A 24,006-nucleotide genomic window follows, 5' to 3' on the forward strand; every position below is an offset into this window, starting at 1 on the left:
CAGGAACCGCAGGAGAGGATCGTTTCCCCATGGCCGATGCCCCCACCGGCAAGGTGACCTTCGTCGGTGCCGGCCCCGGCGCCGCCGATCTGCTGACGTTGCGCGCCGCACGCGCGATCGCCGAGGCCGACATCGTGATCTGGGCCGCCAGCCTGGTCCAGGCGGAGGTCCTCGAGCACGCGCGGGAGGGCGCCGAGGTCCTCGACTCGGCGACGATGTCGCTGGAGGACGTCGTGGCCGTGTACGAGCGGGCCCGCGCTCAGGGGCTGAGGGTGGCCAGGATCCATTCCGGGGACCCGGCGCTCTGGGGCGGCACGCAGGAGCAGCTCGACCGGTGCGTGGAGCTCGGCATCGCGACCGAGATCGTGCCGGGTGTGTCGTCCTTCTCCGCCGTCGCGGCGCTGGCACAGCGGGAGTTGACCATTCCCGAGGTGGCGCAGTCCGTGGTGCTGACCCGGCTCGGCGGCGGCAAGACGCCGATGCCGCCCGGGGAGGAGGTCCGCGAGTTCGCGCGGCACGGCACCACCATGGCGATCTTCCTGTCGGCCGCGCGCAGCGGGCAGCTGGTGCGGGAGCTGCTGGAGGGCGGCTATCCGACGGGCACGCCGGTGGTGGTCGCGTACCAGGCGACCTGGCCGGAGGAGCTGGTCGTGAAGTGCACGATCGGCACGCTGGAGGAGACGGTCAAGGAGCACAAGCTCTGGAAGCACACGCTGTTCCTGGTCGGCCCCGCCCTCGACGCGCGCGGCACCCGTTCGCACCTGTACCACCCGGGTCACTTCCACGGCTACCGCAAGGCCGACCCTGAGGCCCGCAGGGCGCTGCGCACCCGGGGTGCGAGCACGTGATCACGGTCGTCGGCACGGGGACCGGGGCGCCGGTCGAGGAGGCCGTGCTCGCCGGGGCGGAGCTCGTCGTGGGCGGGCGGCGGCACCTGGACGCCGTTCGGCTGCCCGAGGGAGCCGAGCGGGTCGTCCTCGGGGCGCTGGCTCCCGCGCTGGACACCGTCGGGAAGTACGTCGCCGAGGAGCGTCCGGTCGTCGTGCTGGCCTCCGGTGACCCGGGGTTCTTCGGGATCGTGCGGGCGCTGGCCGAGCGGTTCGGGTCCGAGCGGCTGGACGTGCGGCCGGGCGTCTCCTCCGTCGCCACCGCCTTCGCCCGGGTCGGGTTGCCCTGGGACGACGCCGTGGTGGTCAGCGCGCACGGCCGGGATCCGCGGACGGCCGTCAACCTGTGCCGGGCTCACCCGAAGGTCGCCGTGCTGACGGGACCGGGGGCCGGTCCGGCGGAGCTGGGGGCGGCGCTGGCCCGGCACTCCCCCGGCCGGGTCCTGGTCGTCGCCTCCGCGCTGGGCGATCCCGGGCGGGAGCGGGTGGAGCGGGTCACGCCCGCCGTCGCGGCGGCACGGGACTGGGGCCCGGCGGTCAGCGTCGTGCTGTGCCTGGACGAGTCGCGGGGTCTCGGCCCCGTACGGACCGTCGCGGGCTCCTGCGCGCCGCCCGCCGGTTGGGCGCTGGACGAGGCCGGGTTCGCCCACCGGGACTCGATGATCACCAAGTTCGAGGTGCGGGCGCTGGCCCTGGCCCGGCTCGGGCCGCGCCCCGGCGAACTGGTGTGGGACATCGGCGCGGGTTCGGGGTCCGTGGCCGTGGAGTGCGCCCGGCTGGGCGCCGCCGTCACCGCGGTGGAGAAGACCGCGGACGGGGTGGGGCGGATCCGCGCCAACGCCCTCGCGCACGGGGTGGACGTACGCGTGGTGCACGGGGCGGCGCCGACCGTGCTGTCCGATCTCGACGACCCCGACGCCGTGTTCGTCGGCGGGGGCGGGCGGGAGCTGCCCGCCATCGTCACCGCGTGCGCGCGGCGGGCGCGGCGCACGGTCGTCGTCGCCCTGGCCGCCCTGGACCGGGTGCCGGCCGTGCGCGAGGCGCTGGCCGGTGCAGGCTTCACCTGCGACGGGGTGCTGTTGCAGTCGTCGCGGCTGGCGCCGCTGCCCGGGGACGTGACCCGGCTGGCGGCGGCCAATCCCGTTTTCCTGCTGTGGGGTTCCAGACCCCCGGCACGTACCGACATCGAAGGAGCCGCCCTGTGATCGGCCTCATCTCCGCCACCGCGGCGGGAGCCGCCGCGCGGGACCGACTGGCCGCCGCGTGGCCGGACCGTACGCGGGTGTACGAGGGTCCCGTCGGGGACGCCGTGCGGACCGCGTTCGCGCAGTGCGAGCAGCTCGTGTGCTTTCTGGCCACGGGTGCCGTGGTGCGGCTGGTGGCACCGCTGCTGGACGACAAGGCGAGCGACCCGGGCGTGGTCTGCGTCGACGAGGGTGGCCGGTTCGCGGTCTCCCTGGCGGGCGGACACGGCGGCGGGGCGAACGATCTCGCACATGAGGTCGCCGAGGTGCTGGGCGCCGAACCGGTGGTGACCACGGCGACCGATGCGGCGGGGCTGCCCGGTCTGGACACGCTGGGCCTCCCGGTGGAGGGCGACGTGGCCGCCGTGTCGCGCGCCCTGCTGGACGGTGAGCCGGTGGCGCTGCGCACCGATGTGGCCTGGCCGTTGCCCCCGCTGCCGGTCGCGGACGAGGGCGCGTACACGATCCGTCTCACGGACCGGCTGGTCGAGGCGGGGCGGCGGGAGGCCGTCCTCCGGCCGCCCACCCTCGTGGTCGGGGTGGGTGCCTCGAAGGGCGCCCCCGTCGACGAGGTCCTCGCGCTGGTCGAGGGCACCCTGCGGGAGGCCGGGCTGTCGGCCGCGTCGCTCGCCGAACTGGCCACCGTGGACGCGAAGTCCGACGAGCCCGGCATCGTGGAGGCGGCCCGGCGCCTGGACGTGCCACTGGTGGCGTACACCGCCGGGGAGCTGGCGCGCATCGAGGTGCCGAACCCCTCCGAGGCGCCGCTCGCCGCCGTGGGCACCCCGTCGGTCGCGGAGGCCGCGGCGCTGGTGCGCGGGGGCGAACTCCTCGTGCCCAAGCGGAAGTCGGAACGTGCGGACGGGCAGCCGGCGATGGCGACCTGTGCCGTCGTGCGGCGGCCGGGGCGCGGACGGCTCGCGGTGGTCGGACTCGGGCCGGGTGCCCGGGACCTGCTCACCCCGCGGGCGAAGGCGGAACTGCGGCGCGCCTCCGTGCTGGTGGGGCTCGACCAGTACGTCGACCAGATCCGCGATCTGCTGCGGCCCGGTACCCGGATCCTGGAGTCCGGGCTCGGTGCGGAGGAGGAGCGGGCGCGCACGGCCGTCGAGGAGGCCCGCCGGGGGCAGGCGGTCGCGCTGATCGGAAGTGGGGACGCGGGCGTGTACGCCATGGCCTCCCCGGCGCTCGCCGAGGCGTCCGACGACATCGACGTGGTCGGGGTGCCCGGGGTGACGGCGGCGCTGGCGGCCGGGGCGATCCTGGGCGCGCCGCTGGGCCACGACCACGTGTCGATCAGTCTGTCCGACCTGCACACGCCGTGGGAGGTCATCGAGCGGCGGGTGCGGGCGGCGGCCGAGGCGGACATCGTGGTGACGTTCTACAACCCGCGCAGCCGGGGCCGTGACTGGCAGCTGCCGAAGGCGCTGGCGATCCTCGCCGAGCACCGGGAGCCGACGACGCCGGTGGGTGTCGTACGGAACGCGTCCCGCGCCGACGAGTCCAGTCGCCTGAGCACGCTCGCCGCGCTCGACCCGGCGACGGTCGACATGATGACGGTCGTGACCGTGGGCAACACGGCGACCCGTGAGATCGCGGGGCGCATGGTCACCCCGCGCGGCTACCGCTGGCAGGAGGAGTCCCGGTGAAGCGTGTGGTCCATCCCATCGAGCAGGAGTCCTTCCGCCGGTTGCGCGCCCGTCTGGACACCGGGCACTTCCCGCCGCTGACCCGGGCGGTCGTGGAGCGGGTCATCCACTCCTCGGCCGATCTGGCGTACGCGGACGATCTCGTCATGGACGAGGACGAGCTGGCGAAGGCGCACGCGGTGCTGCACGCCGGGGCGCCCGTGGTGGTGGACGTGGAGATGGTCGCGGCCGGGATCACCCGGCGCGGGACCGTCTGCCGTCTCAAGGACGCCGAGGCCGGGCCCGAACTCACGCGTTCGGCGCACGCGATGCGCCTGGCGTACGAGGAGGTCGGCCCCGGTGCCCTCTGGGTGATCGGCTGCGCGCCGACCGCCCTGGAGGAGCTGCTGACCCTGGACGCCTCCCCCGCGCTCGTCATCGGGCTGCCCGTCGGTTTCGTCGGAGCGGCCGAGTCCAAGGCCGCGTTGCGCGAGAGCGGGTTGCCCGCGGTGAGCAACGTGTCCGAGAAGGGCGGTTCGGCGGTCGCCGCGGCCGCGCTCAACGCCCTGCTGTACCACCCCACTTCGCTTGAGGAGACCTTGTGACCACCCCGCCCGCCCTGCTCATCGCCGGACACGGCACCCGGGACGACGCCGGAGCGCAGGCGTTCCGCGACTTCGTAGGGGAGTTGGGGCGCCGTCACCCCGAACTGCCCGTCGCGGGCGGTTTCATCGAGCTGTCCCCGCCGCCGCTGGGCGAGGCCGTCGCCGAGCTGGTCGGCCGGGGGGTGCGGCGGTTCGCCGCCGTGCCGCTGATGCTGGTGTCCGCCGGGCACGCCAAGGGCGACATCCCGGCGGCGCTGGCCCGTGAGAAGGAGCGCCACCCCGGGATCTCGTACACCTACGGCCGTCCGCTGGGCCCGCACCCCGCCCTGCTGAGCGTGCTGGAGCGGCGGCTTCGGCAGGCGGTGGACCCGTCCTGGGACCCCGCCGAGGTGACGGTGCTGCTGGTGGGGCGCGGTTCGACGGACCCGGACGCCAACGCCGAGGTGTGCAAGGCGGCGCGGCTGCTGTGGGAGGGGCGCGGCTACGGGGCCGTGGAGACGGCGTTCGTGTCGCTGGCGGCGCCGGACGTGCCGAGCGGGCTCGACCGGTGCGCGCGGCTCGGCGCCCGGCGGATCGTCGTCCTGCCGTACTTCCTGTTCACCGGCATCCTGCCGGACCGGGTGCGGCACCAGACCGAGCAGTGGGCGGCGGCGCACCCGGAGACGGAGGTGCGGTCGGCGGACGTCATCGGGCCGGAGCCGGAGCTGCTGGACCTGGTGATGGAGCGGTACGCGGAGGCCGTGCAGGGCGATCTGCGGATGAACTGCGACAGCTGCGTGTACCGGATCGCGCTGCCGGGCTTCGAGGACAAGGTCGGGGCGCCGCAGCAGCCGCACTTCCACCCGGACGACGACGGCCACCACCATCACGGCCACCACGGGCACGGTCACGCGCACTCCCATGCGCACTGAGCCGGAAGCCGCCGCAGCAATGGCGGTGCACGACCTGCGGCACCACGGGGACGCCGAGGTCCGTGACGACGGCGCCGCTCTGGTCGACCTCGCCGTGAACGTCCGCGCGGACACGCCCCCGGCGTGGCTGCGGGAGCACATCGCCGCGTCCCTCACCGGCCTCGCCGCCTACCCGGACGGGCGGGCGGCGCGGGCGGCGGTGGCGGCGCGGCACGGGCTGCCGGTGGAGCGGGTGCTGCTGACGGCGGGGGCGGCGGAGGCGTTCGTGCTGCTGGCGCGGGCGCTGACGGTGCGCCGGCCGGTGGTGGTGCATCCGCAGTTCACGGAGCCGGAGGCGGCGCTGCGGGACGCGGGGCACACCGTCGAACGGGTGCTGCTCCGCGCGGAGGACGGTTTCCGGCTGGACCCCGCGGCGGTCCCCGAGGACGCGGACCTGGTGGTGATCGGCAACCCGACGAATCCGACGTCGGTGCTGCACCCGGCCGCGGCGATCGCCCGACTGGCCCGTCCCGGGCGGACGTTGGTCGTGGACGAGGCGTTCCTGGACGCGGTGCCGGACGAGCGGGAGGCGCTGGCCGGCCGGACGGACGTACCGGGCCTGGTGGTCCTGCGCAGCCTCACCAAGACGTGGGGGCTGGCGGGGCTGCGCATCGGTTACGTCCTGGCCGCGCCGGAGACCGTCACGGTGCTGGAGCGGGCACAGCCCCTGTGGCCGGTGTCCACCCCCGCGCTGGCGGCGGCCGAGGCGTGCGTGGGGGGCAGGGCGCTGGCGGAGGCGGCCGGGGCGGCCCACCGCATCGCCGCGGACCGGGACCATCTGCTCGCGGGACTGGAGAAGTTCGCCGCGCGCGGTCTGAGCGTCGTGCGTCCCGCCGAGGCCCCGTTCGTCCTGCTCCGGCTGGAGCACGCGACCGCCGTACGCCGCCGGCTCCGCGACCTCGGCTTCGCGGTGCGCCGCGGAGACACCTTCCCGGGGCTGGACGAGCGGTGGCTGCGCCTCGCGGTACGCGACCGGCAGACGACGGACGCGTTCCTGGGGGCCCTGGAGTGGGCGCTGGACGCAGGCTGACCTGCCCTGCCTGCCCTGCACGCCTGCGGGGAGGGGCCGGCCGTCGGTGTCCCGGCGAGTACGGCGGGGACCGGCGGTGGGAGCGCCGGTCCCCGTCGATGTGGTCGATGTACCCGGTGTACGGCGTCAGTTGCGGCGGCCCCGGCGGGAGAGGGCGACTCCCGCGCCGCCCGCCGCGAGGAGCGCGACGGCGGCGCCCGCGATGTACGGGGTCCTCGAGTCGCCGCCCGTCTCGGCCAGGTCCGCCCCGGTCGGCTGCTCGGCCCGCGCGCCCTGGGGTTGCACGTCGGCGGTCCTGGACTCCTCGGACTCCGCCGGGGCCGCCTGCTCCTCGGCCGGGGCGACGGGGGCCTCGCACTTCGCTTCGGCCAGGGTGACGGTGCCGTTGACCTCGGCGACGTTCAGCTTCGACGGGTTGACGGCGACCTTGAGATGGAGCGCGGTGGCGGCGGCGGTGCGGGACGTGGTCTCCGTCCTGGACAGGTCCAGGCGGACCTCGCCGACGCCCGGCACCGTGACCTCGGTGGTGCCGTCGGAGGTCAGCGTGACGCGTTTGCCGAGCACGGTCACCGAGCCGGGCAGGGTGGCCGAGGCGAGCGGGGTCCGGCCGGTCTCGCAGACGGCCTTGGAGGTGACCTTCTCGAGCTCGATCAGCGACAGCAGCGGCAGTCCGGGCACATGGACCCGGGCCTTGGCGAGGGTGGTGGAGGACTCGGCCCGCTCCCCCTCCACCGTCGCCTTCGCGTCGGCCACCTCCGCGCGCAGCACGCTGAAGGGCCGGCCCTCGTCGACGCCCTCCAGGTCCGCGGTGAGGAGGGTCTTCTGCGCGCTCTGCGGCGCGTGGACCTCGTTGAGGGAGACGGTGAGCGGGGCGTTCACGCTCTTGTCGAGCAGGGCCACGTCGAGCCCGGTGCGCAGGACGGCCGCGCTCGCGCTGCCGTGCTCCCCGGTGGCCTGCGCGGAGCCCGCTCCGGCCAGCGCCGCGGGACCCGCGGCGAGGGCGGTGGCCGCGGCGACGACAGCCAGACGGCGTGCGGGCATGCGGAAGTTGGTGCTGTTCAAGGTGGTGGGACCCCCATGAGACTTGAGTGGGACCCGGAAAGAATGACCGCCCCGGGAGACGACCGTCAGCGATCCGAGGACACTTCACTCCTTCGTGGAAGGCCCGCCGACACATTCGAATCCCGGGGCACGACTGTTCCCCGCCGCCGCCCGCGCGTCACCCGGTGGGCGGGTTTCGCCCGCCGGGCAGCGGTTCCTAGCCGACCACGCGCCCGTTCAGTACCACCCGGCGCGGGTCGGTGAGCACCCGTACGTCCGCGCGCGGGTCGGACGCGTAGACCACGAGGTCGGCCGGGGCGCCCTCCTCCAGGCCGGGGCGGCCGAGCCAGGCCCGGGCGGCCCAGGTGCCGGCCGCGAGGGCGTCGACGGGCGGGATGCCGGCGGTGACCAGTTCGGCGACCTCGGCCGCCGCCAGGCCGTGCGGGAGGGTGCCGCCCGCGTCCGTACCGACGAAGACGGGGATGCCGGCGTCGTAGGCGGAGCGCACGGTGTCGTAGCGGCGCTCGTGGAGCCGGCGCATATGGGCCGACCAGCGCGGGAACCTGGACTCGCCGCCATCGGCCAGTTCGGGGAAGGTGGCGATGTTGACGAGGGTCGGGACGATCGCCACGCCCCGTTCGGCGAACAGCGGGATGGTGTCGTCGGTCAGGCCCGTCGCGTGCTCGACGCAGTCGATGCCGGCCTCGACCAGGTCCCGCAGGGAGTCCTCGGCGAAGCAGTGCGCGGTGACGCGGGCGCCCAGCCGGTGCGCCTCGGCGATCGCCGCCTCGACGGCGCCGCGCGGCCAGCAGGCCGACAGGTCGCCCAGGTCGCGGTCGATCCAGTCGCCGACGAGTTTGACCCAGCCGTCGCCGCGCCGGGCCTCCCGGGCGACAAGGGCGACGAGGTCGTCGGGTTCGACCTCCCAGGCGTAGTTGCGGATGTAGCGGCGGGTGCGGGCGATGTGCCGGCCGGCCCGGATGATCTTCGGGAGGTCGTCGCGGTCGTCGATCCAGCGGGTGTCGGAGGGTGAGCCCGCGTCCCGCAGCAGCAGGGCGCCGGCGTCGCGGTCGGTGAGCGCCTGCTTCTCCGCGACCTCGGCGGGGACCGCGCCGTGCCGGTCGAGGCCCACGTGGCAGTGGGCGTCGACCAGGCCGGGCAGCACCCAGCCCTCGACGGTCCGGACGTCACGGGCGGTGCCGGGGCGGTCGTAGGAGATCCGCCCGTCGACCACCCACAGCTCGTCGCGGACCTGGTCCTCGTCCGGTCCGACGAGGATCCGGCCCTTCACGTGCAGCACCGCGCGTTCGCTCATACACCGCACCCTAGTGAGCCGCCACCCGGGCGGGGCCACCCGGTCCGGGGTCTCCGCCTCCCCGTCCGGCCGGGGAATCCGGCGTCGGACAGGCTCCCGTACGCTCGCACCTGTACCCCCACGACCTCGTGCGGGCACGCCCTCGTGAAGCCGCGATCTGGAGAGAGCACCGCCGTGAGCACCCACCCCTTCCTCGGTCTGGCCCCGCTGAGCGCCACGCACTTCGCCTCGATCGAGGACCGCGTGGCACGGCTGCTGCGCACCACGCAGGACGTCGTGATCATGCAGGGTGAGGCGCTGCTGCCACTGGAGGGCGCGATCCGCGCGGTCGCGGATCCCGGCACGACCGCCCTGAACGTCGTCACGGGCCCCTACGGGCAGACCTTCGGGGACTGGCTGCGGGACTGCGGCGCCACAGTGATCGACCTGGCGGTGCCGTTCCACACGGCGGTGACGGCCGGGCAGATCCGCGAGGCCTTCGCCGGGCATCCGGAGATCGACTTCGTCTCCCTGGTGCACGCGGAGGCGGCCACCGGGAACACCAACCCGGTCGCGGAGATCGGCGAGGCGGTGCGGGAGCACGGGGCGCTGTTCTATCTGGACGCGGTGGCGTCGATCGGGGCGGAACCGGTGCTGCCGGACGCGTGGGGCGTGGACCTGTGCGTGATCGGGGCGCAGAAGGCGATGGGCGGTCCGGCGGGTGTGTCGGCGGTGTCGGTGAGCGAGCGGGCGTGGGCCCGGATGGCGGCGAACCCGCGGGCGCCGCGCCGCTCGTACCTGTCGCTGCTGGACTGGAAGGAGCGCTGGATCGACGGGGGCCGTACGGCGCTGCCGCACGCGCCGGCACAGCTGGAGATGCTGGCGCTTCAGGCGTGTGTGGAGCACATCGAGGCGGTGGGCCTGGACACGGTGACAGCGCGGCACGCGACGGCCGCCGCGGCGACGCGGGCTGGGGCGCTCGCGCTGGGCGGCGGCTTGGCGCCGTACGTCCACGAGGCGTCCGAGGCGGCTCCGGTCGCCACGACCCTGCGGGCCCCGTCGGGCACGGTGGCCGCGGAGCTGGTGGCCCACGCCCTGGCCGTGGACCCGGCGCTCCCGCTGGCCGCGGGGGGCGGGGCACTGGCCAAGGAGATGATCCGCGTCAACCACTACGGCTCCGACGCGACCCGGGGCGCGGTACGGGCGAGCCTGGCGGCCCTGGGCACCGCGCTGGCGGAGCAGGGCCTGACGGTGGACGTGCGGGGCGCCCTGAGCGCGGCCGACGACGCCTGGCGGTAAGCCCGCGCAAGACGGCTCCGAAGCCGGGCGGGAGTGTGTCGGCGGCACGGCGGGGGCATGAGGGGCCGACCGGCCACGGGCGACCGAAATCATGAATTCCATAGGATTACCAGAAGCAATCAGGGGCATTCTTACCCAGCATTCTCCCGCTTATTTCAATACAACCTTCTAGGGCAGCTTCCCACTTCCTTCTGCCCGCTTTCTTCGGACCTAAACGCAACGATTCAGCGGGGCGGGAAGCGACGCATCCGGGGCTCTCTCGCGGGAGTTATGCACTTGTGACCGGTCCCACAGCGCGACCGATTTGCGCCTTGTATTCACTGCAAAACTGGGCATCTCGCCTGCCTTCCGCTTGCGGCTTCACGCCCGCGCGATAACATAGTTCAAGCCACCAGGTAACCCCGGCAGCCGATGCAATTTTGCATTTACCTGGGTAAGTTCAATTCACATGAGTGCCGCTCAAGCAGACCCGCACATGGATCGCCCCGCCCCGGCGGACGGAGCCGCGCTGTGGCGGATAGCGAGGGACTCGAAAACCCTCGACCTGAACTCGTCGTACAGCTATCTCCTGTGGTGCCGGGACTTCGCCGCCACATCGGCCGTCGCACGCGACGCCGACGGGGAGCCGATCGGCTTCGTCACCGGCTACGTACGGCCGGACAGCCTGCACACCCTGCTCGTCTGGCAGGTCGCGGTGGACGAGGCGCACCGCGGCCGCGGTCTGGCCGCCGCTCTGCTCGACGGTCTGGTCGCACGGACCGCCGCGGAACACGGAGTGAACACCGTGGAGACCACCATCACCCCGGGGAACACCGCCTCCGAGCGCCTGTTCACCGCGTTCGCCGAGCGCCACGGCGCCCGGCTGGAGCGCGAGGTGCTGTTCGAGGCCGACCAGTTCCCCGACGGACCGCACGACCCCGAGGTCCTGTACCGCATCGGTCCCCTCGCCCCCTGACCTTCGGTCCCCCCCCGCACGAAGAAGTGCGTCACTCCGCCGATCCCCGACTCCCTCCGACCTCCCACGCCAACGAGGAGCGATTCGTCGTGACCATCACCCAGCCCGATCTGAGCGTCTTCGAGACCCTTGAGTCCGAGGTGCGCAGCTACTGCCGTGGCTGGCCCACCATCTTCGACCGCGCGCACGGCAGCCGCATGTACGACGAGGACGGCCACGAGTACCTCGACTTCTTCGCCGGAGCCGGTTCACTCAACTACGGCCACAACAACCCCGTACTGAAACGGGCGCTGATCGACTATCTGGAGCGGGACGGCGTCACCCACGGGCTCGACATGTCGACGACGGCCAAACGCGCGTTCCTGGAGTCCTTCCAGAACTGGATCCTGCGCCCGCGCGACCTGCCGTACAAGGTCATGTTCCCGGGCCCGACGGGCACCAACGCCGTCGAGTCGGCGCTGAAGCTGGCGCGGAAGGTGAAGGGGCGCGAGTCGATCGTGTCGTTCACCAACGCCTTCCACGGCATGTCGCTGGGCTCGCTCGCCGTGACCGGCAACGCCTTCAAGCGGGCCGGGGCCGGCATCCCGCTGGTGCACGGCACGCCCATGCCGTTCGACAACTACTTCGACGGCACGGTCGAGGACTTCCTGTGGTTCGAGCGGCTGCTGGAGGACCAGGGCTCCGGCCTCAACAAGCCGGCCGCCGTGATCGTCGAGACCGTGCAGGGCGAGGGCGGCATCAACGTCGCCCGGCCCCAGTGGCTGCGCGCCCTGTCCGAGCTGTGCGCACGCCAGGACATGCTGCTCATCGTCGACGACATCCAGATGGGCTGCGGCCGTACCGGCGCCTTCTTCTCCTTCGAGGAGGCGGGCATCACGCCGGACATCGTCACCGTGTCCAAGTCGATCAGCGGCTACGGCCTGCCCATGGCGCTGACCCTGTTCAAGCCCGAACTGGACGTCTGGGAGCCGGGGGAGCACAACGGCACCTTCCGCGGCAACAACCCGGCCTTCGTCACGGCGACCGCCACCCTGGAGGCCTACTGGGCCGACGGGTCGGCGATGGAGAAGCAGACCCGTTCGCGCGGCGAGCAGGTCGAGCAGTCGCTGATCGCCATCGCCGAGGAGAACCTCACCGACGTGAAGGAGTACCGCGGCCGCGGGCTGGTGTGGGGCCTGGAGTTCCACGACAAGGAGCGCGCGGGGCGGATCGCCGAACGCGCCTTCCAGCTCGGGCTGCTGATCGAGACCTCCGGCCCCGAGAGCGAGGTCGTCAAACTCCTCCCGGCCCTGACCATCACCCCGGACGAGCTGGACGAGGGGCTGCGGACGCTGGCCCGCGCCGTCCGCGAGACCGCCTGAACCACCTGAACCACCTGCTGAACCGTCCGGGCCCGGGGCCCGGACGGCCCGCAGGCACCATCACCACCATCACCACCATCACCACCATCACCAAGGAGGCGTCGCAGCACCGTGATTGTCCGTTCCTTCAAGGAGCTCGAGGGCACCGACCGGCATGTGAAGTCCGCGTCGGGCACCTGGGAGAGCAAGCGCATCGTCCTCGCCAAGGAGAACGTCGGGTTCTCCTTGCACGAGACCATCCTGTACACCGGTACGGAGACGTCGATGTGGTACGCCAACCACATCGAGGCCGTCGTCTGTGTGGAGGGAGAGGCAGAGCTCACCGACCACGATTCCGGGCTGACGCACACGATCACACCCGGGACCATGTACCTCCTCGACGGGCACGAGAAGCACACACTGCGGGTGAAGAAGGACTTCCGCTGCATCTGCGTCTTCAACCCGCCCGTGACCGGACGGGAGGACCACGACGAGAACGGCGTATACCCGCTGCTCACCGAGGAGGTGTGAGGTTCCATGACCACCGTGACCCCCAGCACCGAGACGCACGTCCCCGACCTCTATCCCACCCGCGGCTCCGCCGAGGTCATCACCCCGCGGCAGGACCCGGTCGTCTGGGGCGCCCCGGACGCGCCCGGCCCGATCTCTCCGGCCGACCTCGGGGCGTTCGAGCGTGACGGCTTCCTCGCCGTCGATCAGCTGATCACCGAGGACGAGGTCGCCGTCTACCGGGACGAACTGAACCGGCTGGTCGCCGACCCGGCGATCCGGGCCGACGAGCGGTCGATCGTCGAACCGCGGTCCAAGGAGATCCGCTCGGTCTTCGAGGTCCACCGGATCAGTGAGGTGTTCGCGCGGCTGGTGCGCGACGAGCGGGTGGTCGGCCGGGCCCGGCAGATCCTCGGCTCGGACGTGTACGTCCACCAGTCCCGGATCAACGTCAAGCCGGGCTTCGGGGCCAGTGGCTTCTACTGGCACTCGGACTTCGAGACCTGGCACGCCGAGGACGGTCTGCCGCGGATGCGGACGGTGTCCGTGTCGATCGCGCTGACCGAGAACTTCGACACCAACGGCGGACTCATGATCATGCCGGGGTCGCACAAGACGTTCCTCGGGTGTGCGGGGGCCACACCGAAGGACAACTACAAGAAGTCGCTGCAGATGCAGGACGCGGGCACGCCCTCCGACGAGGGGCTGACCGCGCTGGCGTCCGAGTACGGCATCAAGCTGTTCACCGGCGCGGCCGGCTCGGCGACGTGGTTCGACTGCAACGCCATGCACGGCTCCGGGGACAACATCACGCCGTTCCCGCGCAGCAACGTGTTCATCGTGTTCAACAGCGTCGACAACACGGCCGTCGAGCCGTTCGCGGCGCCGGTCCGGCGTCCCGAGTACATCGGGGCACGGGACTTCACACCGGTGACGTGAGCGCGGTACCCGGAACGGGTGTCGCGAACGCGTGACGTGCGCGCGACGGTGACTGCGGGCCGGGCCTCCTCGTGTGGGACGGGAGGCACCGGCCCGCTGCCGTGCGCGTGACCGGGCCGGCGTGGGCCCCGGCCTCCTCAGCCGGACAGGGCGTCCAGCAGCCGGTCCACGTCGGACGGTGTGTTGTAGAGGTGGAAGGACGCCCGCAGATGGCCGGCCCGGTTGGACAGAGCGAGGCCGGCCCGGTCCAACTCGGGCTGGAGACGGCCCAGTTCCGGCACGGAGACGATGGCCGAGCCGGGTGCGGGCACGGGCTCGTGGCCCAGCGTGGCGAGCCCCGCCCGGAAGCGGTCGGCGAGGGCGAGATCATGGGCGTGGATCGTCTCCACACCGATCTCCTCGACGAGTTCGAGGGAGGCGCGCAGTCCCGCGTAGGTGAACAGGGCAGGGCTCACATCGAACCGGCGCGCCGAGTGGGCGAGTTCGGTGACGGGTCCGTAGCAGCTGTCCCAGGGCCTCTCCCCCGCGACCCACCCCGCCTGCACCGGGGTCAGCCCACCGAAGTCCTCCGGCACCACGAGGAAGGCCGCCCCGTGCGGGCCGAGCAGCCACTTGTAGGTGATGGCGACGTAGTAGTCGTGGGCGTCGGCGTCGACCGGCAGCCAGCCGGCCGCCTGGGAGAAGTCGACGTAGGTGCGCGCGCCGTGCTCCCCGGCCGCTTCCCGCAGCGCGGGCAGATCGGCGATCCGGCCGTCGGCGGACTGCACGGCGCTCACGGCGACCAGGGCGGTGTCCGGACGGACGGACTCGGGGAGCCGCTCCAGGGGCACGGCCCGCACCTTGAGGTCACCGCGTACGTGGAACGGGTTGAGCACCGAGGTGAAGTCGCCCTCGACGGTGAGGACTTCGGCACCCGGCGGCAGTGCGGCCGCGATCAGGGCGGTGCAGAGAGCGGCGGTGGCGCCGGCCGCCACGCGCTCGACGGGGACGCCGGCCAGCCGGGCGTAGGCGGCCCGGCACGCCTCGACATCGTCGAACAGCGGATCCAGCGGGCCGCCCTCGGCCCTCAGCCGCACGGCCTCTTCGAGGGCGGTCACCGTACGCGCGGGCAGCAGGCCACTGCTCGCGGTGTTGAGGAAGGTGTTCTTCGGGGTGAACTCGGCACGGACGAGGTTCGCGAAGGTCTCCATGAGACCACTCTGCGGTCCCGGGATCTCCCCGTCCATCGGCTTTCAGGCCCGTACGGCGGAGTCAGCCCTGCGGGACCGCGCAGCCGTCGGGGCCGCAGGCCTCCGCGTCGCCGTCGACGATCTTCAGCGGCGACCGCTCGCCCCACGCCTGGGTCAGCGCCCGGGTGAACACCTCGGCGGGCTGGGCGCCGGAGACGCCGTACTTGCGGTCGAGGACGAAGAAGGGCACGCCCCGCGCGCCGAGTTCCGCGGCTTCCCGCTGGTCCTCGCGCACCTCGGCGGCGTACGCGTCCGGGTCGGCCAGGACCGCGTGGGCGGCGTCGGTGTCGAGGCCGGCGGCGGTGGCGAGTTCGAGGAGGCGTTCGTCGTCGCCGAAGACGGACCGCTCCTCGGCGAAGTTCGCCCGGTAGAGGAGGTCGAGCAGCTCCACCTGGCGGCCCTGGGTGCGGGCGAAGTGCAACAGGCGGTGCATGTCGAAGGTGGCGCCGTGGTCACGGCCCCGGGTGCGGTACGGCAGTCCCTCGGCCGCGGCCTGGGCGCCGAGGTTGTCCTCACCGGCCTCGGCCTGTGCCTGGCTCATGCCGTACTTCTTGGTCAGCATCGTGAGCACGGGCTGGATGTCGTCCTTGGCCCGGCCGGGGTCCAGCTCGAAGGAGCGGTGCACCACCTCGACGTCGTCACGGTGCGGGAACTCGCCGAGCGCCTTCTCGAACCGCGCCTTGCCGACATAGCACCAGGGGCACGCGATGTCCGACCAGATTTCGACACGCATCGTTGAGGCACTCTCCCAGGGGTGAGGACACGGAGACTCCCTCCGCTGCCTGCGTGAACGTTCAACCAGTGGGGTTCATTCCCCCGGCACGGCGAAGCACAGATGGAGGTGGTGGTCGTCCTCGGCGGGCGGATGTCCCGGGTCCGGGATCCAGCCGTGGCGGGCGTAGAAGGCCTGGGCCCGCCGGTTGCCGCTGTGCACCTCGAGCACGGCGGTCCGTCGGCCGTTCGCCCGCCACTCCTCGACGCAGGCGGTGTGCAGGGCCGTGCCGACGCCTGCGCGCCAGTGCCCCGGGTCGACGTGGAACTGGAACAGCTTGACCGTGTCGGCGAGGGCGCCCGGCGGGGTGCGGAACGAGGCGATGCCGACCAGGCGGCCGTCCCGCACCGCGCACAGCACCTGCACGTCGGGGTGCTCGACGGCCTCCTGCCAGCGCGCCCGCCAGTCGGTGCCGTCGTCGGGGAGGCCCTCCGGGTAGTACGTGGAGCGGGCGCGCAGGTGCAGCGCGGCGATGTCCGCGGCCTCGGCCGCCAGGGCGGTCCTGATCACTAAGGAGTCCATGGTCCGGTGCGATTCGATCATGCACTGCAGGACGTTCCCCGGCGGGCGGTGGTTCCCGGTGTGCCGGCCTCCGTCGCGTTCCGCCGCGCGGGGCCCGTCCGGCGGATCCTGCCGGACGGGCCCCGCGTGCCGTGCGGTGCCGGGCGCGCTCAGCGCTCCAGGCCGCCGTTGAAGCGGCGCGGCAGTTTCTGCGGATTGTCGTCGCGCAGTTCCGGCGGCAGGAGGGCGGCCGGGCTGTTCTGGTAGGCGACGGGACGCAGCCAGCGCTCGATGGCGGTGCCGCCGACCGAGGTGGAGGTGGAGGTCGTCGCCGGGTACGGGCCGCCGTGGTGCTGGGCCGGGGCGACCGCGACACCGGTCGGCCAGGCGTTGACGAGGACCCGGCCGGCGAGCGGGGTCAGTTCGGCGAGGATCTCCGCGCCCCGGCCCCGGCCGGCGCCCTCCTCCTCGGACAGGTGGACGGTGGCGGTGAGGTTGCCGGGCAGGCGGGAGAGGACGGAGCGGACCTCGGCGTCGTCCTCGTAGCGGGCCACGACGGTGACCGGGCCGAAGCACTCCTCCAGCAGCAGGTCGTGCTCGCCGTCCGTGGTGAGCCTGCTCGCCGGGACGGTGAGGAAGCCGGCGCTGACCGTGTGCTCGCCGCCCGGGCCCGGGGCCACCGGGGATTCCACATCGGGCAGTTGGGCGCGCTCGGCGACCCCGGCGACGAAGTTGTCGCGCATGCGGTGGTCGAGCAGGACACCGGCGTCGGTGTCGCTGACGGCGTCGGTCAGGGACTTGACGAGGCGGTCGCCGGCCGCGCCCGCCGGGGCGAGGACGAGGCCCGGCTTCACACAGAACTGGCCGACGCCCAGCGTCATCGAACCGGCGAGACCGGCACCGATCGCCTCGGCGCGCTCGGCGGCGGCGGCCTCGGTGACGAGGACCGGGTTCAGCGAGCCCAGCTCGCCGTGGAACGGGATCGGGACCGGGCGGGCGGCCGCCGCGTCGAAGAGGGCGCGTCCGCCGCGCACCGAGCCGGTGAAGCCGGCCGCCGCGACCAGCGGGTGCCGGACCAGTTCGACGCCGGCCTCGAAGCCGTGCACCAGGCCGAGCACGCCCTCGGGGATGTCGTGCCGGGCCGCCGCGCGGCGCAGCACCCTGGCGACCAGCTCGGACAGGCCCGGGTGGTCGGGGTGGGCCTTGACGACCACCGGGCAGCCGGCCGCCAGCGCGCTCGCGGTGTCGCCGCCGGGGACGGAGAAGGCGAAGGGGAAGTTGGAGGCCGAGTAGACGGCGACGACGCCCAGCGGGACCTTGTAGCGGCGCAGGTCCGGGACGGGCGGGGTGGCGGTGTCGTCGGGGTGGTTGATGACGACGTCGAGGAAGGCGCCCTCGTCGACGATGTCGGCGAAGGCCCGCAGCTGGTAGCAGGTGCGGGCGAGTTCGCCGGTCAGCCGGACCGGGCCGAGGGCGGTCTCGGCGTCGGCGGCCTCGACGAGCCGGTCCCGGGCCGCCTCGAGCTCGTCGGCGGCCGAACGCAGGAAGGCCGCACGGACGGTGCGGTCGGCCAGGGCGCCCCGCGCGTCGTGCGCGGCCCGGACGGCGGCGTCCACCTCCTGGGCCGTGGCCTCCACCGCGACCTGTTCCCGCTGCCTCCCGGTTCGGGGGTCGACGCTCCAGACTGGTGCTGCTGCCACCGCGAGTCCCTCCACTTGACTGCCGCCCTCAATGCCGCAGTATGTACGTCATCCATCGGCGGCGTTCGATATACTGAACGCTGTCTCTGATGATGAATGTGCTGCTGGAGACTATAACTTCAGCTTCTCGTCGAACGAAGGGTCAAGGGGATGTCAGCTGGCGAGACGGGCGGCGGCGCGCAGGTCAAGTCCGCGGTGCGGACCGTTGAACTGCTCGAGTACTTCGCCGGGCGCCCCGGTATGCACTCCCTGGCGGCGGTCCAGGAGGCCGTCGGCTACCCCAAGTCCAGTCTCTACATGCTGCTGCGCACCCTCGTCGACCTCGGCTGGGTGGAGACGGACGCGACGGGCACGCGGTACGGCATCGGCGTGCGGGCGCTGCTCGTGGGCACGTCCTACATCGACGGCGACGAGGTGGTGGCGGCGGCCCGTCCCACCCTGGACCGGCTCTCGGACGACACCACGGAGACCATCCACCTGGCCCGGCTCGACGGCACCAACGTCGTCTATCTGGCCACCCGGCAGTCGCAGCACTACCTGCGCCCCTTCACCCGGGTCGGCCGCCGGCTGCCCGCGCACTCGACGTCGCTCGGCAAGGCGCTGCTGAGCACGTACACGGACGAGCAGGTGCGCAAGATGCTCCCGCAGACCCTGCCCGCCCTCACCGAGCACACCATCACGGACCGGGAGAAGCTCATCGAGGAGCTGCACCAGGTGCGCGAGCAGGGCTTCGCCGTGGACCGCGAGGAGAACACGCTCGGGCTGCGCTGCTTCGGGGTGGCGATCCCCTACCGCACGCCCGCGCGGGACGCGATCAGCTGCTCGGTGCCGGTCGCCCGGCTCACCCCCGCGCACGAACAGATGGTCAAGGACGCCTTGTTCGACGCGCGCGACCGGCTGACCCTGGCCACCCGGAGGCTCTGACCGCGCGGACCGCCCGCGCGCGGTGCACCACGGCGACGCGGCGGTGCACGGGGACCGGGCGGACCGGGGACGGGGGCCACGTGCCGGTCCGGGGGTGCCAGTCGCCGAGGTGGCTCTCGCGGGTGTGGGCGGCGGCCTGGGCCCGGGTGAGCCGGGGCCGGTTCTCGGGGACGGTGACCACGGCGCCGGGACCGGAGTTGCGGTACTCGGCGAAGCGCTGGTCCTGCCAGGGGTGGCCGCTCGCCATGTCGGTGTACGGCGCGACGGCGTCGATGCCGGGGCCGAGGTGGGTGTCGCGGACGGTGAGCATCGGGCGGGCGGTGGGGTCGGAGCTGGGCACCCAGGGGCGGGCCAGTTTGTAGGAGCCGTCGGGTGCCTCGCTGCTGATCCTGCTCCTCGTGACGAGGTACCCGCGCGGGTTGGCGCCGGCCGTGGAGGGCGCGAAGACGAAGCCGTACGGGGCGCCGGTCAGATCCGGGCGGATCAGGGTGCGGAAGTGGCAGTGCTCGAAGACGGCGGTCGCCCGGCCGAACACGAAGTCGACGTCGCCCTCGGCGTAGCAGTGGGAGAAGTACTGGCGGGCGAAGGTGCCGAGCGCCGCGGAGTCGGCGTACAGGGTGTCCTGGTGGCCGAGGAACCGGCAGTGCGTGAAGGCGCTGCGGTCGCCCTGCACCTTGAGGGCGACGGCCTGGGTGCCGCTGGTGCCGGGGAGGTCGGTGCGCAGCCAGTCGTTGGCGAAGGTGATCCAGCGGGCGGTGAAGCCGTCGGGGCGCACGGTGGTGGTGGCGGAGCCGGAGGTGCCGTGGTTTCCGGAGCCGTCCGGCTTCGGGGTGCCCGCCGCGTTGTCGTACACGATCACGACGTCACGGGGGTTGCGCGAGGCGCCGATCCAGGTCATGTCGGTGCGGTCGGCGGCCACGGACACCGTCTCCCGGTAGGTGCCCGGGGCCGGGCCGCCGTGACCGACGCGTCCGGTGCCGGTCGCGGCGGTCACGGCCGCCTGGACGGAGGTGAAGTCACCGGCGCCGCCGGGGTGGACGTACAGGGTCCCGGGGGTCAGGCGGTCGGCCGGCGAACCGTACCGGCCGAACGGGCGGCGCGGGTGGTGGGCCGCCCGGGCGGGTGCCTCGGCCGCCCGGGCGAGCGCGGTGGCGGCCGAGGCGCCCGCCAGCAGCAGACTCCTTCCGGACACGGGCAGCGAGGAGGGCATGCGGGGCTCCTTCGGTACGGGGAGGACCGGGGCGGGCGCGCGCCACAGTGGGGGTGGAGCGCGCCCGCCCCGGCGAACGGGGGTGCGGGGGTGTCAGGGGGTGTCAGCGGACGCGGCCCGCTCCCGCGCCGTGCTCGACCAGTGCCGGGACCGCCTGCGCCGGGTGGACGGCGGTGCGCAGGGCGGGGGTCCAGCCGGCGCCGGAGCGGAGGGTCCCCTCGGGGTTCTCCGCGTTGTGCACGGCGATCAGGTCGACCCGCTTGCCGTTGACGCGGTTGTCCCGGGCGGTGAGCGGCGAGTCGTTCCACCGCTTGAGGATCTTCGCCGGGCTGACGCCCTTGGCCAGCGTGAACGCGTTGTGCTCGGCGACGAGCTGGGACTCCTTGCCGACGCCGAAGCTGTAGCCGTAGCCCTGGCCGGCCACGAAGTGGTTGTTGTAGACGTCGACCTGCCCGAAGCGGACGCGCGGCGCGCGCTCGACCAGCTTCGAGAACAGGTTGTGGTGGAAGGTCACCTTCAGTCTGCCCCGGTCGCCGACGGCCGTGGACTCGCCGTCGCTGTTGCCGATCAGGATCGTCTTGTCGTGCTCGGTGAAGACGTTCCAGGAGGCGGTGACGTAGTCGGCGCCCCGGACGATGTCCAGCTCGCCGTCGTGCTGCTGGTACAGCATCCCGAAGTGGGTGGGGGCCTCGCTGTCGGGGTGGTCGCCGTCGGTGAAGGTGTTGTGGTCCAGCCAGACATGGGTGGAGCCGTACACGACGGCGGTGTCGTACTCGGAGTTCCAGTTGCCCCGGTCGCCGTCGGTCGGGTCCCACTGCGGGAAGCAGTCCACCGGGCTCTCGAGGGTGAGGTTGCGGACGATGATGTTGTCCACACCCTTGATCTGCAGGCTGGCGCCCTTGAACCCGGCGTCGCGGCCGACGCCGATGATCGTGGTGTTGGCGGGGATGTTCACCTTGATGGCGGTGTCCTGGTTGGCGGCCGAGGCCCTGCGCAGGCCCTCGGGGCTGTCGTCGGGCTCGTCGGTCAGGTCCTGTTCCAGGCCCCAGGTCTCGGGCGCGTACGTCGCGAGGTAGTCGTCGAAGTCGTAGCCGGGGGCGGCGAGCGCGTCGCAGCCGTCGGAGACCGCGTCGATCGTCCCCCGCACCTTGATGATCTTCGGGGCGCTGCCGCCGTCCGCCAGGGCCGCCTTGAACCCGGCCCAGTCGCTGACGGTGCGGACGTGCTCGGCGGTGGCGTCGGCGCCTCCGGTGGTGCCGGTTCCGTGGGACGCCCAGCCGTCGTTCGCGCCGAGCGTCTGCCGGGCGACGTCGCGGGGGTGGCCGGGGTGAGGGCCGGAGTGGGCCTGGACGCCGGTGCCGGTCAGGACCAGCACGAGGGCGGTGCAGCCGGCCAGCGAGGCGGCTCTCGTTATGGCATGCCCCTGCCATGTCGGTCTGTTCATGATGCTGCTCTCCCTTGTTTCTTGCGCTTCTCGTGTTTCTCGCTCTTCTCGTTCTTCTCGTTCGACCGGTCAGCCGACCGTGACGGCGTCCGGCCAGGTGATCCAGGACTCGGGAATCGTCTCGTCCAGCCGGCGCACGTCCCGCGGCGCGAGCACCCGGGTGCGCAGCAGCTCCCGGGCGACCAGCCGGGCCACGGCGATCGCGCCGGGCAGGTTGAAGTGCGTGTTGTCCTGCTCGGTCGCCGTCCAGTTGAAGTACTTCTTGGTCTCCTCGACGCCCAGCTCCTGCCACAGCGCCAGCGACAGGGCCTGGATGTCGAGCAGCGCGACCCGCTCCTCGTCGGCCAGCGCCCGCATCGCCGCCGGGTACGCGCCGTGGCTCGGCACGGCGTCGCCGGCCGTGTCGAACCTCCGGCGCTCCACGGCGGTGGCCAGCACGGGCCGCGCCCCGCGGGCCCTGGCCCCGGCGACGTACAGCCGCAGGTACTCCCGGTACGTCGTCCAGGGCTCGGTGTAGCGGCTCGGGTCGGTGGCCTTCTCGTCGTTGTGCGCGAACTGGATCAGCAGGAGGTCATCGGGCCGGATGGCGTCGAGGACGGCGTCGAGCCGCCCCTCGTCGACGAAGCTCTTCGAACTCCGTCCGTTCACGGCGCGGTTGGCGACCACGAGGTCATGGCGGAGCAGGAAGGGAAGCGCCGTGCCCCACCCGGTCTCCGGGGCCGCGTCGGCGTACTTCTGGGCCGCGGTGGAGTCCCCGGCGATGTGGAGGGTGCGGGGCCGGGGCCGCCGGGGCGCGGCCCGGGCGGTGCCGGTCACCGTGAGGGCGAGGGGGAGGCCGAGACCGGCGGCGGAAACCTGTCTGCGCGTGAGCGACACAAGCCTGTGCCTTTCAGCAAGGGTCCGGGAAAGCGCCTCTCGGGGGCGCGGGACTGTACCTGTGTGCGGGCGGCCGCGGCGCGGGGGCGCGGCCGGGCGCGGGGACGGCCGCGGCCCGGAGCGAACGGGCCGGCGGCCACCCCGCGGTGACAGCGGGAACCGCTCAGGCCATCTGCTCCTGCCACTCGGCCTGGGCCTCGTTCAGCTGCTCGGCCAGGTTGTCGAGGAAGTCCTTCGCGCTCATGTCCCCGAGCAGCACCTTCTGGAAGTTCGGCTCGTTGTCGGCCTTGGAGACGGTGTTCCAGTCCGGCAGGTAGTACGGCAGCTGGACGATGGTCGTCGACCCGTCGCTCAGCGCGTCCGCGGCCAGCTTGGTCGGCTCCGCCTCGGCGATCCAGTCGTCCTTGGCGGCGTCCAGGTTCGAGGGCACCTGGCCGGCGGACTCGTTGAACTTCGAGTTCGCCTCGGCCGAGACGGCGTACTCGATGAACTTCCAGGCGGCGTCCTTGTTCTTGGAGCTCTGGAACACGCCGAGGCCGTCGACCGGGTTGGAGACCTGGACCCGGTTGCCGTCGGGGCCGGTGGGCTGCGGGATGCCCCGGAACTTGTCGGCGCCGAGCGCCTTCACGTGGTCCTGGTACGACCCGAGGTTGTGGTTGAGCATGCCGATCGTGCCGGAGTCCCACTGCGCGACCATCTTGGTGAAGTCGTTGTTCAGGTCGGCGGCGGGGGTGACCTTCTTGAACAGGCCCGCGTACTTCTCGAGGGCGTCGACGTTCTTCGGGTCGTTGACCGTGGTCTTCTCACCGGTGGAGTCCCAGAACGTGGTGATGCCGGACTGGCCGTACATCGCGTCCAGGGCCTGGGCGATGGAGCCGGCGCCACCGCGGATGGTGTAGCCGAACTCGTTCTTGCCCTTGTCGCTGAGCTTCTCCGCGGCCTTGAAGAAGCGCTCCCAGCTGGTCGGTTCCTCGAGACCCGCCTTCTCGAACAGGTCGGTGCGGTAGTAGAGGACGCCGTTGTTCGCGGAGGTCGGGACCGAGTACAGCCGGTCGTCACCGCCGCCGGCGGCGCGCAGCGACTCGATCATGTCCTTGTTGAGCTTGCCGTCGAGGGACGACTTGCCCAGCCGGTCGTCCAGCGGGGCGAGCGCCTTCTGGGCGGAGAAGCCCGCGAGCATCGAGGCGCTGATCCCGCCGACGTCCGGCAGGCCGCCGCCCTGGATGGCGGTGTCGACCTTGGACTGGTACTCGGTGGCGGCGATCCCGACGTACTCGACCTCGATCTCCGGGTTGGCCTTCTCGAAGTCGGCGATGATCTCCTTCCAGATCGCGGTGCGGACACCGCCGTTGTTGTCCCAGAAGGTGATCTTGCCCGTACCGCTGCCCTCGGCACCCTTGTCGCCGCCGGCTCCGCTGCCGTCGTCGCCGCAGGCGGTGACGGTCAGCGCGAGCACGGCGCCCAGGGCGACGGCGGCCGACGTCCGGCGCCTGCCTGTGCTGCTTCTGCGATTGCTGATCTTCATTGGTCGGCTCTCTTCTTCTGGTTCCGACGGGATGTGCGGGTGTGGGGGCGTCTCGCGGTCGTCCGGTGACGCTCAGCCACGTGGGGGCGGTGTCGGCAAGCGC

The 24,006-nt window shown here is 72.8% G+C and carries 22 protein-coding genes; 12 read left to right on the forward strand and 10 right to left on the reverse strand.

The window, feature by feature from the left end; translation table 11 throughout:
- Window positions 1-29 precede the first annotated feature (29 nt).
- Genes cobM through cobC form a run of 6 tightly spaced genes read left to right on the forward strand, consistent with a single transcriptional unit; the run spans window position 30 to window position 6,344 of the window.
- Window positions 30-848: a precorrin-4 C(11)-methyltransferase gene (gene cobM, locus DIZ27_RS20860; RefSeq protein ID WP_109379948.1), complete on the forward strand. Its 819-nt coding sequence runs from the start codon at window positions 30-32 to the stop codon at window positions 846-848.
- Window positions 845-2,092 carry a precorrin-6y C5,15-methyltransferase (decarboxylating) subunit CbiE gene (gene cbiE / locus DIZ27_RS20865; protein ID WP_109379949.1) on the forward strand — a complete coding sequence of 416 codons (1,248 nt, stop codon included), beginning with the start codon at window positions 845-847 and terminating at the stop codon, window positions 2,090-2,092. Before cobM ends, cbiE begins: the two co-directional genes overlap by 4 nt.
- Window positions 2,089-3,780: a precorrin-3B C(17)-methyltransferase gene (cobJ, locus tag DIZ27_RS20870; RefSeq protein ID WP_109379950.1), complete on the forward strand. Its 1,692-nt coding sequence runs from the start codon at window positions 2,089-2,091 to the stop codon at window positions 3,778-3,780. The genes cbiE and cobJ overlap by 4 nt, the downstream gene beginning before the upstream one ends.
- Window positions 3,777-4,364 carry a precorrin-8X methylmutase gene (locus DIZ27_RS20875; RefSeq protein WP_109379951.1) on the forward strand — a complete coding sequence of 196 codons (588 nt, stop codon included), beginning with the start codon at window positions 3,777-3,779 and terminating at the stop codon, window positions 4,362-4,364. The genes cobJ and DIZ27_RS20875 overlap by 4 nt, the downstream gene beginning before the upstream one ends.
- On the forward strand, window positions 4,361-5,275 hold the full coding sequence (locus DIZ27_RS20880; RefSeq protein ID WP_109379952.1) for a sirohydrochlorin chelatase: 915 nt from the start codon (window positions 4,361-4,363) through the stop codon (window positions 5,273-5,275). Before DIZ27_RS20875 ends, DIZ27_RS20880 begins: the two co-directional genes overlap by 4 nt.
- On the forward strand, window positions 5,265-6,344 hold the full coding sequence (gene cobC, locus DIZ27_RS20885; protein WP_109379953.1) for an Rv2231c family pyridoxal phosphate-dependent protein CobC: 1,080 nt from the start codon (window positions 5,265-5,267) through the stop codon (window positions 6,342-6,344). Before DIZ27_RS20880 ends, cobC begins: the two co-directional genes overlap by 11 nt.
- A 126-nt stretch (window positions 6,345-6,470) precedes the next feature.
- Here cobC and DIZ27_RS20890 read toward each other — a convergent pair whose 3' ends face one another.
- Window positions 6,471-7,406 (reverse strand): SCO1860 family LAETG-anchored protein, encoded by a 936-nt coding sequence (locus DIZ27_RS20890; RefSeq protein ID WP_109379954.1) that lies wholly within the window; start codon window positions 7,404-7,406, stop codon window positions 6,471-6,473.
- Window positions 7,407-7,602: 196 nt separating this feature from the next.
- A complete protein-coding gene (locus DIZ27_RS20895; RefSeq protein ID WP_109379955.1) occupies window positions 7,603-8,700 on the reverse strand; it encodes an amidohydrolase family protein in 1,098 nt (365 codons plus the stop codon).
- A 174-nt stretch (window positions 8,701-8,874) separates the two neighbouring features.
- Between DIZ27_RS20895 and DIZ27_RS20900 the strand changes: the two genes are divergently transcribed.
- The 5 genes from DIZ27_RS20900 to thpD all read left to right on the forward strand — a co-directional run bounded on the left by DIZ27_RS20900 (window position 8,875) and on the right by thpD (window position 13,722).
- Entirely contained in the window at window positions 8,875-9,978 is a 1,104-nt protein-coding gene (locus DIZ27_RS20900; protein ID WP_109379956.1) for an alanine--glyoxylate aminotransferase family protein, read from the forward strand.
- Between the two features lie 448 nt (window positions 9,979-10,426).
- Complete coding sequence (gene ectA, locus DIZ27_RS20905) at window positions 10,427-10,933, forward strand: diaminobutyrate acetyltransferase (RefSeq protein ID WP_109379957.1); 507 nt, start codon at window positions 10,427-10,429, stop codon at window positions 10,931-10,933.
- An 89-nt stretch (window positions 10,934-11,022) separates the two neighbouring features.
- Window positions 11,023-12,294 (forward strand): diaminobutyrate--2-oxoglutarate transaminase, encoded by a 1,272-nt coding sequence (gene ectB / locus DIZ27_RS20910; RefSeq protein WP_109379958.1) that lies wholly within the window; start codon window positions 11,023-11,025, stop codon window positions 12,292-12,294.
- 111 nt (window positions 12,295-12,405) lie between these two features.
- The gene (locus DIZ27_RS20915) at window positions 12,406-12,804 is read left to right on the forward strand and encodes an ectoine synthase (RefSeq protein ID WP_055591917.1); all 399 of its coding nucleotides are present in this window, start codon (window positions 12,406-12,408) and stop codon (window positions 12,802-12,804) included.
- Window positions 12,805-12,810: 6 nt separating this feature from the next.
- Entirely contained in the window at window positions 12,811-13,722 is a 912-nt protein-coding gene (gene thpD, locus DIZ27_RS20920; protein WP_109379959.1) for an ectoine hydroxylase, read from the forward strand.
- A gap of 137 nt (window positions 13,723-13,859) precedes the next feature.
- Here the strand turns inward: thpD and DIZ27_RS20925 are convergent, their stop codons facing one another.
- From DIZ27_RS20925 to DIZ27_RS20940, 4 genes are all read right to left on the reverse strand, one after another.
- The gene (locus DIZ27_RS20925; protein ID WP_109380065.1) at window positions 13,860-14,912 is read right to left on the reverse strand and encodes an aminotransferase class V-fold PLP-dependent enzyme; all 1,053 of its coding nucleotides are present in this window, start codon (window positions 14,910-14,912) and stop codon (window positions 13,860-13,862) included.
- Window positions 14,913-14,973: 61 nt separating this feature from the next.
- Window positions 14,974-15,684, reverse strand: coding sequence for a DsbA family oxidoreductase (locus DIZ27_RS20930; protein ID WP_109379960.1), 711 nt, complete (start codon window positions 15,682-15,684; stop codon window positions 14,974-14,976).
- A gap of 75 nt (window positions 15,685-15,759) precedes the next feature.
- A complete protein-coding gene (locus DIZ27_RS20935) occupies window positions 15,760-16,266 on the reverse strand; it encodes a GNAT family N-acetyltransferase (protein WP_181383626.1) in 507 nt (168 codons plus the stop codon).
- A 128-nt stretch (window positions 16,267-16,394) separates the two neighbouring features.
- Window positions 16,395-17,924 carry an aldehyde dehydrogenase (NADP(+)) gene (locus DIZ27_RS20940; protein WP_109380066.1) on the reverse strand — a complete coding sequence of 510 codons (1,530 nt, stop codon included), beginning with the start codon at window positions 17,922-17,924 and terminating at the stop codon, window positions 16,395-16,397.
- A 150-nt stretch (window positions 17,925-18,074) separates the two neighbouring features.
- On the opposite strand from DIZ27_RS20940, the gene DIZ27_RS20945 reads away from it, so the two are divergent.
- Window positions 18,075-18,848 (forward strand): IclR family transcriptional regulator, encoded by a 774-nt coding sequence (locus DIZ27_RS20945; RefSeq protein ID WP_109379962.1) that lies wholly within the window; start codon window positions 18,075-18,077, stop codon window positions 18,846-18,848.
- Here the strand turns inward: DIZ27_RS20945 and DIZ27_RS20950 are convergent.
- From DIZ27_RS20950 to DIZ27_RS20965, 4 genes are all read right to left on the reverse strand, one after another.
- Window positions 18,790-20,058, reverse strand: coding sequence for a pectinesterase family protein (locus tag DIZ27_RS20950; RefSeq protein WP_109379963.1), 1,269 nt, complete (start codon window positions 20,056-20,058; stop codon window positions 18,790-18,792). The two genes, DIZ27_RS20945 and DIZ27_RS20950, sit on opposite strands and share 59 nt — an antisense overlap.
- Window positions 20,059-20,161: 103 nt before the next feature.
- A complete protein-coding gene (locus tag DIZ27_RS20955; RefSeq protein ID WP_109379964.1) occupies window positions 20,162-21,502 on the reverse strand; it encodes a polysaccharide lyase family 1 protein in 1,341 nt (446 codons plus the stop codon).
- A 69-nt stretch (window positions 21,503-21,571) separates the two neighbouring features.
- On the reverse strand, window positions 21,572-22,378 hold the full coding sequence (locus DIZ27_RS20960) for a rhamnogalacturonan acetylesterase (protein WP_109379965.1): 807 nt from the start codon (window positions 22,376-22,378) through the stop codon (window positions 21,572-21,574).
- A 163-nt stretch (window positions 22,379-22,541) separates the two neighbouring features.
- Entirely contained in the window at window positions 22,542-23,903 is a 1,362-nt protein-coding gene (locus tag DIZ27_RS20965) for a sugar ABC transporter substrate-binding protein (RefSeq protein ID WP_109379966.1), read from the reverse strand.
- Window positions 23,904-24,006 lie beyond the last annotated feature (103 nt).

The sequence above is a fragment of the Streptomyces sp. NWU339 genome, from assembly GCF_003143855.1.
Lineage (GTDB): Bacteria > Actinomycetota > Actinomycetes > Streptomycetales > Streptomycetaceae > Streptomyces.

Excerpts from the sequence above, each read along its gene's own strand:
- cobM (WP_109379948.1), top strand. The coding sequence starts at position 30 with ATGGCCGATGCCCCCACCGGCAAGGTGACCTTCGTCGGTGCCGGCCCC.
- cobC (WP_109379953.1), top strand. The coding sequence starts at position 5,265 with ATGCGCACTGAGCCGGAAGCCGCCGCAGCAATGGCGGTGCACGACCTG.
- DIZ27_RS20895 (WP_109379955.1), bottom strand. The coding sequence starts at position 8,700 with ATGAGCGAACGCGCGGTGCTGCACGTGAAGGGCCGGATCCTCGTCGGA.
- ectA (WP_109379957.1), top strand. The coding sequence starts at position 10,427 with ATGAGTGCCGCTCAAGCAGACCCGCACATGGATCGCCCCGCCCCGGCG.
- thpD (WP_109379959.1), top strand. The coding sequence starts at position 12,811 with ATGACCACCGTGACCCCCAGCACCGAGACGCACGTCCCCGACCTCTAT.
- DIZ27_RS20925 (WP_109380065.1), bottom strand. The coding sequence starts at position 14,912 with ATGGAGACCTTCGCGAACCTCGTCCGTGCCGAGTTCACCCCGAAGAAC.
- DIZ27_RS20930 (WP_109379960.1), bottom strand. The coding sequence starts at position 15,684 with ATGCGTGTCGAAATCTGGTCGGACATCGCGTGCCCCTGGTGCTATGTC.
- DIZ27_RS20935 (WP_181383626.1), bottom strand. The coding sequence starts at position 16,266 with ATGATCGAATCGCACCGGACCATGGACTCCTTAGTGATCAGGACCGCC.
- DIZ27_RS20945 (WP_109379962.1), top strand. The coding sequence starts at position 18,075 with ATGTCAGCTGGCGAGACGGGCGGCGGCGCGCAGGTCAAGTCCGCGGTG.
- DIZ27_RS20950 (WP_109379963.1), bottom strand. The coding sequence starts at position 20,058 with ATGCCCTCCTCGCTGCCCGTGTCCGGAAGGAGTCTGCTGCTGGCGGGC.
- DIZ27_RS20955 (WP_109379964.1), bottom strand. The coding sequence starts at position 21,502 with ATGAACAGACCGACATGGCAGGGGCATGCCATAACGAGAGCCGCCTCG.
- DIZ27_RS20965 (WP_109379966.1), bottom strand. The coding sequence starts at position 23,903 with ATGAAGATCAGCAATCGCAGAAGCAGCACAGGCAGGCGCCGGACGTCG.